9 protein-coding genes are annotated in these 11,772 nt (G+C 43.7%); all 9 read left to right on the top strand.

Features of this window, described 5'->3' with window-relative positions:
- A partial coding sequence (locus tag DW981_RS15320) for a hypothetical protein (protein WP_207663977.1) occupies positions 1–199 on the top strand: 199 nt, incomplete at its 5' end.
- Positions 200–402: 203 nt separating this feature from the next.
- Positions 403–2,454: a DHH family phosphoesterase gene (locus DW981_RS01810; protein WP_118506565.1), complete on the top strand. Its 2,052-nt coding sequence runs from the start codon at positions 403–405 to the stop codon at positions 2,452–2,454.
- Positions 2,455–2,574: 120 nt separating this feature from the next.
- On the top strand, positions 2,575–3,021 hold the full coding sequence (rplI, locus tag DW981_RS01805; RefSeq protein ID WP_022024559.1) for a 50S ribosomal protein L9: 447 nt from the start codon (positions 2,575–2,577) through the stop codon (positions 3,019–3,021).
- Positions 3,022–3,043: 22 nt separating this feature from the next.
- A complete protein-coding gene (dnaB, locus tag DW981_RS01800; RefSeq protein WP_118506564.1) occupies positions 3,044–4,387 on the top strand; it encodes a replicative DNA helicase in 1,344 nt (447 codons plus the stop codon).
- Between the two features lie 139 nt (positions 4,388–4,526).
- A complete protein-coding gene (locus tag DW981_RS01795; protein ID WP_022024562.1) occupies positions 4,527–5,876 on the top strand; it encodes a glucose-6-phosphate isomerase in 1,350 nt (449 codons plus the stop codon).
- A gap of 285 nt (positions 5,877–6,161) precedes the next feature.
- The gene (locus tag DW981_RS01790) at positions 6,162–8,894 is read left to right on the top strand and encodes a PAS domain-containing hybrid sensor histidine kinase/response regulator (protein WP_022024563.1); all 2,733 of its coding nucleotides are present in this window, start codon (positions 6,162–6,164) and stop codon (positions 8,892–8,894) included.
- Positions 8,895–8,933: 39 nt separating this feature from the next.
- Positions 8,934–9,605, top strand: a complete 672-nt coding sequence (locus DW981_RS01785; protein WP_022024564.1) for a polysaccharide deacetylase family protein — start codon at positions 8,934–8,936, stop codon at positions 9,603–9,605.
- Positions 9,606–9,673: 68 nt separating this feature from the next.
- On the top strand, positions 9,674–9,919 hold the full coding sequence (locus DW981_RS01780; protein ID WP_118506561.1) for a hypothetical protein: 246 nt from the start codon (positions 9,674–9,676) through the stop codon (positions 9,917–9,919).
- Entirely contained in the window at positions 9,916–11,751 is a 1,836-nt protein-coding gene (locus DW981_RS01775) for a beta-propeller domain-containing protein (protein WP_118506560.1), read from the top strand. Before DW981_RS01780 ends, DW981_RS01775 begins: the two co-directional genes overlap by 4 nt.
- Positions 11,752–11,772 lie beyond the last annotated feature (21 nt).

Genomic DNA, 11,772 nt, shown 5'->3' with positions numbered 1-11,772 from the left:
GACGAGCGCAAAGTCCCTTTCAAAAATGATGAATACCTTGCTTCCGGGACTTCGAGTTTCCGAAGGGCATGTAAATCAATCATCAGAGACAACAAAATTTAGAAATCACCAAAAACGAGAATGCGACAAGGCAAATACTATAGTTCTCGGATGGCAGAAATCACTCTTTGGTGACTGCAAAACGCAATATAATCATTGACATAATAAGCAATATGTGGTTCGGATAATAACTTCCGGTATGGGAAAAGTTTGGGTGATTTAATAAAAAACCGGAAAACGCCGGCTTTGGTCTTTATGGGGCAATTTGACGTATCGTGGCATATGATGGTATACTATATAAATTAGGGAAATGTTTCGTTTTGCCTAGAATGACAAGATCATTTGCGGCAAGAAAGGAGATATATGAAAAGAGGTTTCAAGCTGCGAGGTAGACTGCGGCTTCATCTTGGCTGGCCATTGTGGTTGAGCATTCTCTTATTGCCTATGGTGATGCAACTATATATTGCAGACCGTAAAGCAGGTATCATAGGAACGTGCTATTTTCTTGCATTCTTTTTATGTGCATTGATCATTCGCTACGGCGGTCACAAGAAGATGCGGCGAGATTTGATCCATTTTGCCAGCACGTATGGTCAGATGCAGATGCAGACGATGAAAGAACTCAGTGTTCCATTTGCGGTATTGAGCGAAGAGGGGCAACTGCTTTGGGGCAATGATGAGTTTGTACGCGTAGCAGTCAATAAAAAAGCAGCCAGACGCAATATTGCCAATGTATTTCCGGAGATTTCGGAGAATAGTCTTCCGGTGGACGGCGGCAGGAAAGTAATACACATACACGCTGGAGATAAATATTATCGGGCGGTACTTTCGTTAGTGTCAGATGATGGATTCAACGTGGATGATCAGATCATGCCAATGGATCAGCTGTTGGAAACAAAGCAGTTGATCGCAATGTTTCTGTATGATGAGACGGAAATGATCGAATTGGAAGAGCGGCGAGAGGAAGAGAATCTTATCGTAGGTCTTCTTTACATCGATAATTTTGATGAGATGTTAGACAGTATTGATGAAGTACGCCAGTCTCTGATGACGGCACTGATCGACCGTAAGATCAATAAAACAATGCAGGCGATCGATGCTATATGTAAAAAAATAGAAAAGGACAAATTCCTGTTTGTCTTTAAGCAGAAATATTTACAGGAATTGATGAATGATCGTTTTTCTGTTTTGGAAGAGATACGAAATATCAATATTGGAAATGAGCAGACAGCAACGATCTCGATCGGTATCGGTGTCGGTAAGGGAACATTTAACGAACGCTATGAATGGGCGCGTGCAGCTATTGATCTTGCGCTTGGACGTGGCGGTGATCAGGCGGTGATCAAAAACGGTGATCAGGAACAATTCTATGGGGGCAAACGTGTTCAGATCGAGCGCAATACCCGCGTTAAGGCTCGTGTCAAAGCGCATGCTTTGCGAGAGTTGATCGAAGGAAAAGAGCGTGTTGTCGTCATGGGGCATTCCATCGGAGACGCGGATTCGTTTGGAGCTTCGGTCGGCATTTACCGTATTGCTAAGGCATTAAACCGCAAGGCACATATTGTTGTTGATGAGGTGAATGCTTCGGTACGCCCGTTAAAAGAACGCTTTTATACAAACGATTATGATGACGATATGCTCGTAAGTGGCGAAGAGGCGGTCAGGCTTGTGGATGAGACTACGTTGTTAGTTATTGTCGATGTCAACAAGGGAGAACATACAGAGTGTCCGGAGCTTATTGAATTGGCGCAGTCTATTGTGGTGATTGATCATCACAGACAGGCCGGTGATGCGATTGCAAAAGCCGTATTGTTTTATATTGAACCATATGCATCGTCAGCGAGTGAAATGGTGGCAGAGATCTGTCAGTATATTGGCGGCGGATTGAAGCTGCGTGCAGCCGAGGCAGAAGCGTTGTATGCCGGTGTAATGATCGATACGAATTATTTCACGGACAAGACAGGTGTGCGCACGTTCGAGGCAATGGCCTATCTGAAACGGAATGGTGCTGATTCTGTGCGTATCCGCAAGATGTTTCGTGAGGATATCAATGAGTACAAAATACAAGCAGAGGCCATTCAGAATACGGAATTGTATCTGGACCACTATGCGATCACAGAAAGTGAGTCTCGTGGGGTGGAGACACCGACAGTGCTTGGTGCAAAGATTGCCAATTCCCTGTTGAATATCGAACAGGTAAAGGCATCATTTGTATTGACAAAATACAACGGCAAAGTGTATGTAAGCGCAAGGTCTATCGATGAGCTGAATGTGCAGCTAATGATGGAAAAACTCGGCGGCGGAGGTCATATTAATATGGCCGGTGCACAGATTCCGGGACTGGATGTGGAGAGTGCAAAAGCACAGATCCGTGCATTGATCGATGCAATGATCGCTAATGGAGATGCAGACTAGCCGCGATGATCGGCAATAGAAATCCGGCTTAGCTGCGAAAATTGGCAATGAGATGCGGACAGAGGCATATATAGTGGTGTTGACATTTTTGGCAAATAGACGGAAACGGGGGATAAAGACATGGAAGTAATTTTATTAGAAGATGTAAAATCATTGGGGAAAAAGGGTGAACTGGTTAAAGTTAATGAAGGATACGCAAGAAATTTCTTGTTGAAGAAAAATCTTGGTATAGAGGCTACCGCAAAGAATAAAAATGACCTGAAATTGCAGAAACAGCATGAGGCGAAGCTGGCAAAGGAAAAATTAGAGGCAGCGAAAGCATTTGCGGAGGAGATGAAAGAAAAATCGATCACCGTATCCATTAGGACCGGCTCCGGTGGAAGAAGCTTTGGGTCGGTATCGACCAAAGAATTGGCAGCTGCAGCTAAAGAGCAGCTTGGGTATGAATTGGACAAAAAGAAGATGGTGCTGCAGGATCCGATCAAAAGTCCGGGCATCTTTACACTTCCGATCAAATTGCATCCTAAGGTAACGGGCGAGTTAAAGGTAATCGTCAAAGAGGTATAATCGCACAAAAGGAGAAACGTAGATGGAAGAAGCAGTGATCAAACGGATTCCGCCGCATAATATTGAGGCGGAGAGAGCGGTGATCGGCTCGATGATCATGGACCGGGATGCCATTTTGGTATGTTCAGAGATGCTGACAGCAGAAGATTTCTATCAGGGACAATATGGCATACTTTTTGAGGCATTGCTCGATCTGTTTCGCGGTGGAATTGGTACAGATCTGATCACTCTGCAAAACAAGCTTCGTGAAAAAGAAGCTCCGCCGGAATTGTGCAGTGTCGAATATATTGGCAGTTTGCTAAATAGTGTGCCGATTTCTGCAAATGTGAAGTATTATGCCACAATTGTCAAAGAAAAAGCGATGCTTAGAAGGCTGATACAGACAGCTGAGAGGATTGCCAGTACTTGTTATATGGACAAAGAACCGTTAGAAGATATTTTGGATGCGACTGAAAAAAATATCTTTCAGGTGATGCAGCAGCGTACCGGCAGTGAGTTTGAACCGATTCGAGATGTTGTTTTGCGTACCTTAGATAGTATTGAGCAGGCGGCGAAACAGAAAGGGCATATTACCGGATTGGAGACCGGATTTCGGGATTTGGATTACAAGACAGCGGGTCTGCAAAAGTCCGATCTGATTTTGATCGCAGCACGTCCGGCTATGGGTAAGACGGCGTTTGTACTGAACCTGGCAGAATATATTGCATTGCATAGCGAGAGTACGATTGCGATGTTTAGCTTGGAAATGAGTAAGGAGCAGCTTGTGAAACGAATGCTTTCGATGAATTCTCATGTTGACTCCCAAAAGATAAGAACCGGTAATCTGGAAGACGAGGACTGGGACAGACTGGTGGGCAGTGTCCGGCGGATTGGTAATTCGCATCTTGTGATTGACGACACATCAGGAATCACGGCGACAGAGCTTCGTTCCAAATGCCGTAAGTTAAAGATCGAGCAGGGATTAGATCTGGTTATTATCGATTACCTGCAGTTGATGTCGGGCAGTGGAAAGCGCAAAGGCGAGAACAGACAGCAGGAAATTTCGGAAATCTCCCGTTCTCTCAAAGTTATGGCGCGAGAATTAAACGTTCCGGTGATCGCTTTATCACAGTTATCACGTGCAGTTGAGCAGCGTCCGGACAAGAAACCGATGCTTTCTGATCTGCGTGAGTCCGGAGCAATCGAGCAGGATGCCGATATGGTTATGTTTTTGTATCGTGACGAATATTATAACCCGGACAGCGAGGAAAAAGGTGTGGCAGAGGTCATTATCGCAAAACAGCGTAGTGGCCCGACAGGATCGGTGAAACTGGCATGGTTAGCGAACTTGACGAAGTTTGGAAATCTGGAACAGGAAAGAAATTAACACTTGATTTACAGGCAGGAATTGATTAGAATATATAAGGTTGAATACAACCAACCGGGATTCATGCTTTGTGGCTGAGGAATCCCGCAAAGGATAGACCGAGTATAGAGACTGCAACAAGGAAGGATAGGAGGAAACCATGGCAAACAAGGTTACTTTTGATTACTCTCTGACAGAGAACGTAATTTCTGCAGACGAGATCAAATCAATGGAGAAAATTACAAACGACGCAAAAGAGTTATTACTTAGCAAAGAAGGAGCAGGAAGTGATTTCTTAGGATGGATTGACCTTCCGATTGATTATGATAAGGAAGAATTCGCACGTATCCAGAAAGCTGCTGAGAAGATTCAGTCTGATTCAGAAGTGCTTTTGGTAATCGGTATCGGCGGTTCTTATTTGGGAGCAAGAGCAGCAATTGAGTTCTTGAGACATGGATTTTATAACAATGTGTCCAAAGAAATTCGTAAAACACCAGAGATTTATTACTGTGGTAACAATTTGAGCGGCACATATCTGTCACAGTTGATCGACGTGATCGGTGATCGTGACTTTTCCGTAAATATTATCAGCAAGTCCGGTACTACGACGGAGCCTGCTGTTGCATTCCGTATTTTCAAGGAAATGTTAGAGAAGAAATATGGTAAAGAGGAAGCTGCTAAGAGAATATATGCAACAACGGACAAGCAGAAAGGTGCGTTGAAGAACCTTGCTACAGAAGAAGGTTATGAGAGCTTTGTTGTACCGGATGATGTCGGAGGACGTTTCTCCGTACTTACCGCAGTTGGTTTACTTCCAATTGCTGTTAGTGGTGCAGACATTGCTAAGTTGATGGAAGGTGCAGCATCCATGCGTGAACTTTGCTTGGACAAAGATTTCGCAGACAATGATTCTATGAAGTATGCTGCGATCCGTAATATCTTATTACGCAAGGGGAAATCTGTGGAGATCCTTTGCAACTATGAGCCTGCATTCCACTATGTAGCTGAGTGGTGGAAACAGCTTTACGGAGAGAGCGAAGGTAAAGATCAGAAAGGTATTTTCCCGGCAGCAGTTGATTTGACAACAGATCTGCATTCCATGGGACAGTTCATTCAGGACGGAAGCCGTATTATGTTTGAGACAGTTATGGAATTAGAAGAGCCGACATTAGATGTAACGATTCAGGAAGAGCCGGTTGATCTTGATGGATTAAATTATTTGGCTGGCAAGAACCTTGACTTCATCAACAAGAGTGCGATGAAGGGAACACAGTTGGCACACGTTGATGGCGGTGTACCAAACTTGAGCGTAAAGGTTCCGGCACAGAATGAATATTATTTGGGTCAGTTATTCTACTTCTATGAGTTCGCCTGCGGTGTAAGTGGATATATCCTTGGTGTAAATCCATTTAACCAGCCGGGTGTTGAGAGCTATAAGAGAAATATGTTCGCATTGCTTGGTAAGCCAGGCTATGAGGCAGAGAGAGAAGAACTCTTAAAGAGACTGTAATTGACGTAAATAGAGCAATTCGAAGTTATACAACAAAGGCAAATCCCCATTTTCCTGTTATGGATCTATGATGACAGGGAAGAGGGGCTTTGCTTTTTTGATTTAGTAGGAAAATGCTGTTGCGTAGTGTGATAATGCCAAGAATTGCTATAGCAATTCTTGTAAAGCAAAGTGCTGGCTTTGCTTTTTTGATTTTCATAGAAAATTATGGGGGAATAGGTTGGCGATAACGAAAAGTACAGGTATAATAAAGAGAAGATGTCAGGGAGGAGGATAGAAACATTTATGATAGATTGGAAGGGCGAGTTGTTTGAGTGGATGCCGGGCTGTATCGGAATATTTAGACATGATGGGGAATGTCTGCGTACGGTAGCGCTCAACGCTAAAATGCGTGACATACTTGGGGTGACAGAAGAAGATGTTCAGACCAGTACTTGTAAAGAGCTGCTGCAGATACATCCGGATGATAGAGAGAACCTTTACAGCAGTTTTGACCAGGCAATTATTGATAAAAGGGATACATTAGAAATCAAGGCACGGTTTTATAGACGGAAGTTGAAACAGTATGTCTGGTTTCAGGCTAATTTTCAGTTTCAGTATCGGTCGGATGGTGAAACGATCGTTTATGCATTATATCAAGATGTGACATCACGTATGCGCATGAAAGAAAAGCTGCAGCACAACATTAAAACGATGCGGACAGCGATGGATCAGTGTGGTGTTTATTATGCTTTGTATGATATTGATGCCAATACGATCACTTATAACTCTAAAATGCAGCAAGATTTTGGAGTGCCTGCGGTAGCACAGCGAAATGCAGGAAAACCACGTAGATTGATGACCGAGTCCGGTCGGGCGGAATTGATCCGGTTGGAGCAGCTGCTTATGACGGGCAAGCAGGATTCGATCTCCCTAGAGATGGAAATACGACGTCCGATGCGAGGTGACTGGATATGGTCTAAGCAAAACTATACGGTTGCAGATCGTAATGAGCAGGGAGCACCGACGATGATCGCAGCTACGGCATTAGACATTACGAAAGAAAAGGAAGAGGAAAAGCGTTTTAGTCAGGAGAATATGTATCATCAACTCCTTTTTAATAATATGACATCGGTTATACGAATCAATATTACAGCATGGAAAGTATTAGACTATGCCGGAGAATATGTATTGATTCATGAGAGGGAGAATGATCCGTTTGGTGTTATGATCGACCATATTACCGATGAGGAGCAAAAAAAGGAATTTACCCGTATTTTTCATCGAAATAATCTGATCCACTTATTTGAAAGCGGGCAGAGGCAGGTATCCTATACCTTTCGTAGTAAACGTCTTTCGGGAAAAACGCTGTGGATGAAGATTGTTTTAGATATGACGGCACGCGAGGGGGAAGATATATATGGCTTTGTATCGCTGCAGGATGTAGATCGTAATGTCATAAAAGAACTTGTTCGTGGGCAGGTAGTTGATTCAATGATCGACTTCATCGCATATTGGAATACGGCAGCGAATGACAGTCAGATCTTTACTCGGTATGAATGTTATCAGGTAGATGCTTCGTTTGAGGGTAAGAAAAAGGTGGAGAAACTGCAAGAACAGTTGATCGATCTGGTCATTCCGGAGGAAAGAGAAATCATCAATGCGCAGATGTCGTGGGAAGTAATACATGCCCGGATCCAACACGGACTCAGTTGGGATTTTATGTATCACGCACAGGATGAGGAACTTGGTGTACGTACTAAGCGTATTTTTGCTTTCTTTTTGGAAAATGATGAGAGCGTCATTGTGATGGTGCAGAGAGATGTTACAGATATCATGTCCGAACAGGAAAAGCAAAATGCAGAGTTGCAGCGGGCATTGGAAATTGCCAATCGTGCCAGTCATGCCAGAGATGAGTTCCTGTCAAGCATGAGTCATGATCTCAGAACTCCTCTGAATGGAATTATTGGGGCGGCAGAGCTTGCGAAGCTTTTCGGAGATGAAGTTCCGGATATGGTACAGGAATATTTGGACGACATTATATCTTCCGGTCATTTTATGCTGAATCTGGTTAACGACATTTTGGATACCAACCGGTTGGCATCCGGTAAACTGGAATTGCATCTCAAGAAGATCGATATCCAGCATATCATACAGGATATGCGGCAGATATTTGGAGTTACATGTGCCGACAAAGGAATCAATCTTGTATTTGAACCGGGTGAAAATATTCATACCGTGTATGCAGATCCGGTGCGTATACAGCGAATATTTAGCAACCTGCTGTCAAATGCGATCAAGTTTACACCACCCGGTGGTACGGTATATTTTCGTGCAATAGAGCGTGAAATCATTGGCGACAAATACTTAGTGACTATTCAAGTTAAGGATACAGGAACCGGAATGAGTGAGGAATTTCAAGAGCATATGTTTGAAATCTTTGCACAGGAAGAAAATGATACCAATACCTTTAACATTGGAACGGGACTAGGGTTATCAATCGTAAAGAACCTGGTTGAACTGATGGGTGGAACAATACGATGCTCCAGTAAACTGGGTGTGGGAACAGAGTTTTTTGTAACGATGCCATTTCAGCTTGCGGAAGAAGCAGAGGAGGAACAATCGGCAGAAAAATGTGCAATACAAGAGGAATTGCTTTGGGATCATCGAATACTGCTTGTTGAAGATCATGACTTAAACGCCAAGATCGTGACCAGATTGCTGGAGAGCAAGCAAATACAGGTGGAACGGGCCAAAAACGGCAAAGAGGCGGTTGAGTTGTATGCAGCAAGTGCTCCATATAGCTATGATGCAATCCTAATGGATATACAGATGCCGGTCATGGATGGTATTGAAGCAAGTAAGAAGATACGTATGCTGGAGCGGCCGGATGCAAGATTAATCCCGATCATAGCACTGACAGCCAACGTATTTGATGTAGATGTGCAGCGCAGTAAGGCGGTAGAAATGAATGCACATCTGGTCAAACCGATCGATCCGCAGAAGCTGTTCCGGACATTGATCGCACTTTGGAAATAAATAGAGGAAAGAATAAAGCACAAGGAAGGACGGATGAGTATGTGTAAGAAAATGTTAACGTTTAGTTATGATGATGGTATTTATCAGGATGAGCGCTTGGTGGAGATATTTAATAAATATGGTATGAAAGCAACCTTTAATCTGAATACGGGAATTCAGTCTCCAGAGAGTAATTTTGAGATCGAGGGGATAAAGATCGCCCGCATGGAGCAGGAGGGACTGGCAAAATTATATGAGGGACATGAGATCGCTTTGCACGGCTTGACACATGCATCGCCCTCCGGTATCAAACCGGAAGATTATTCGCAGGAATATTTGCAGGATGCCCGTAACATTGAGAAACTATATGGAAAATATCCGGTTGGCATGGCTTACGCTTATGGTGATGTACCGGATCCGGTCGTTTCGTATTTGAAAGATATTGGTATTCGTTACGGAAGGACGGTAGAGAGTACACATAGTTTTACGTTGCCACAGGATCCGCTGAGGCTTAATGCAACCTGTCATCATAACGATGATAAGTTGTTTGAGCTGGCAGAACAGTTTTTGGCTGCAAAACCAGAGGAACCAATGTTGTTTTATGTGTGGGGACATAGCTATGAGTTTGATGTAAACAACAATTGGGAGCGAATAGAAGAATTCTGCAAAATGCTTGGTGGACGCGATGATATTTTTTATGGTACCAACGCACAATGTTTAGGATATATATAAGGCGGTTTTTGCCTCCTTTCCGGTAATATATATAGCGAAAGCAGAAAGTTTGAAGGGAGGAGAAGATTATGAGATGCGAAAATAATCTAATGGAAACCACATTAAAAAAGAATATGTCCCTGTATGAGGAGGATCAGCAGCCGGATGGAGGAAGATGGCGGAAGATCCTGCGCTATGTATTGATCGCAGTCATACTTGCAATCGTTATTCAGATGCTATATGCGGGAGTGCTCTTTTTACTTGCTTGGAGAGCGGAAGGGTCTCTTCAAACAGCGTCAAGTTATAAACAGATTGAAAAAAGTTTTAGCGTGTGATCAAAGCACAGCAAAAGGTGGTATCCCGCTATGAATTTTATGAGGATCCGTTTAAGTCAGATCCTTTGCCAATGGCATATAACTGTTCGCTGGGAAGTTTAATGCAGTCGGCAGCATCCTCTGTCAGTGAAGGGGTATTAGACAGAGAGCCGGGTTCTACGCAGGAAGATTGGCCTGAACTGGTCACACAGGATAGTACGACCAACACAGAAAATGCAGATGAGGCAGAGATGGATCAGATTCTGACGAAGGATGGTTTGATCTATGTGCTTTATTATAACGATGGCTCCTATATAAGGAGCAATGCTACGGATCAAGAGGGTGCGACGGATCAACTGTACATTCTTCGAGAGAAGAATGGTATCTGCGAGGAAGTTGGCAAAGTATCCCTTAAAATTAATGATCCATATCAGAATGCCAGTAGTGAAGATGATCTGTACGGCGATGAAAGTGCTAGCTATGAAGATGGTCTGATGTGGTGTGGAAAGAGCTTGCTATATGTGAAGAATACGAGAGCACAGACCTATGTGATACCGATCGATGTATCGGATCCTCAGAAACCACAGGCTGGCAAGATGCTTCGGCAAAACGGTCAAAATCTTTGCACACGCGTATCCGGAGAGCAGTTGATCATTGCCTCTGTGATGCAACCATATACCGATGCCGATGGTGTTATCAGCATTGAAGATCCGCAAATTAATGACAAAAAGCTGGCGGTTAAGGATGTATATTGGCAGCGGGATCTGTATCAGCCGGGGTATACGCTTGTGTGCAGTTACCGCATGGCAGATCATACGCAGTTAGAGCCGGTCGGTCATAAAGCGTTAGCAGGAACGGCGATGAAAGTATACATGTCCGGCAAAAATGTATATGTGCTTTGCCGAACCGTTGCGAAGCGGTTCGATGAGACAGAACGCACCGGAATCACCAAGTTTGTTGTGGATTCAGAGGGGACAGTGAAAGCAACAGCGACCCATATTGTCAAAGGAATTGTAGGAGAGGGATTTGCGGTTAAAGAGCAGGGTGGACATTTGTGGCTGTGTATGTCGGTGCATCATTATAAGTCAGAGTGGAAATGGAAAAAGGCAGAGGTACCTTTTAACTGGAAATTACTTGCACATTATACGGGACAGCTCAAAATGCTCTGCGGAGAAGAAGAGAGTTCCCGCAATGTCAGTGTATATGCACTGGATGATTCGCTGCAGGAGATTGGAACAAGTTCTGAAATATGCAAAGGGGAAACGGTGCAGTGTGCACGTTTCCTGAACAAGACATTATATTTGGTGGTAAATGATGACCGTAAAATGATACAGGTATCAATGGCAGCAGAAGCAGATCCACAGGTCCTCGCACAGATCAAATTAGCCGATGAGGTTCATTATCTGCATTTGTTCCCATCGGATCCATCGATGATCTTTTCACTCGGGAAGACAACAACCGGAGAACTGGATATGACGGTTTTTCAGGCAACGGAGGGATCTGACATCAAACAGGTTGCAAGTTATGGTTTGCGGCAGCATGATTCCAGCGCATTAGCAGACCATACAAAAATCTTAGTGCAGAAGACGGAGAAAGGATTTTACTTGGGATTTGCAACGTATAATGCGGAAGGCTTGCAGTATCCGCTATTGCATTATACTGCAGATGAATCTGTAACTCAGGTTCTCTGCTCAACATCCAAAGGTCGTGCAGATTATTGGTGCCGCGGACTGTTTATTGATGGCAGCTTTTATGTATTCCGCAATTCCAACCGTGATCTGCAGATGGAAAAATATGAGCATCCACAGATGGAGGCGTATGCCGACAAGGCAAAGGTGTGGTCTAATTATTAACGCAAATTTCTTTATACCATA

Source organism: Clostridium sp. AM49-4BH, from assembly GCF_003478335.1.
In the GTDB taxonomy this organism is placed as follows: Bacteria; Bacillota; Clostridia; order Lachnospirales; family Lachnospiraceae; genus Butyribacter.
The sequence above is the reverse complement of the archived record's forward strand: the minus strand, read 5'-3'. Positions and strand labels throughout refer to the sequence as shown.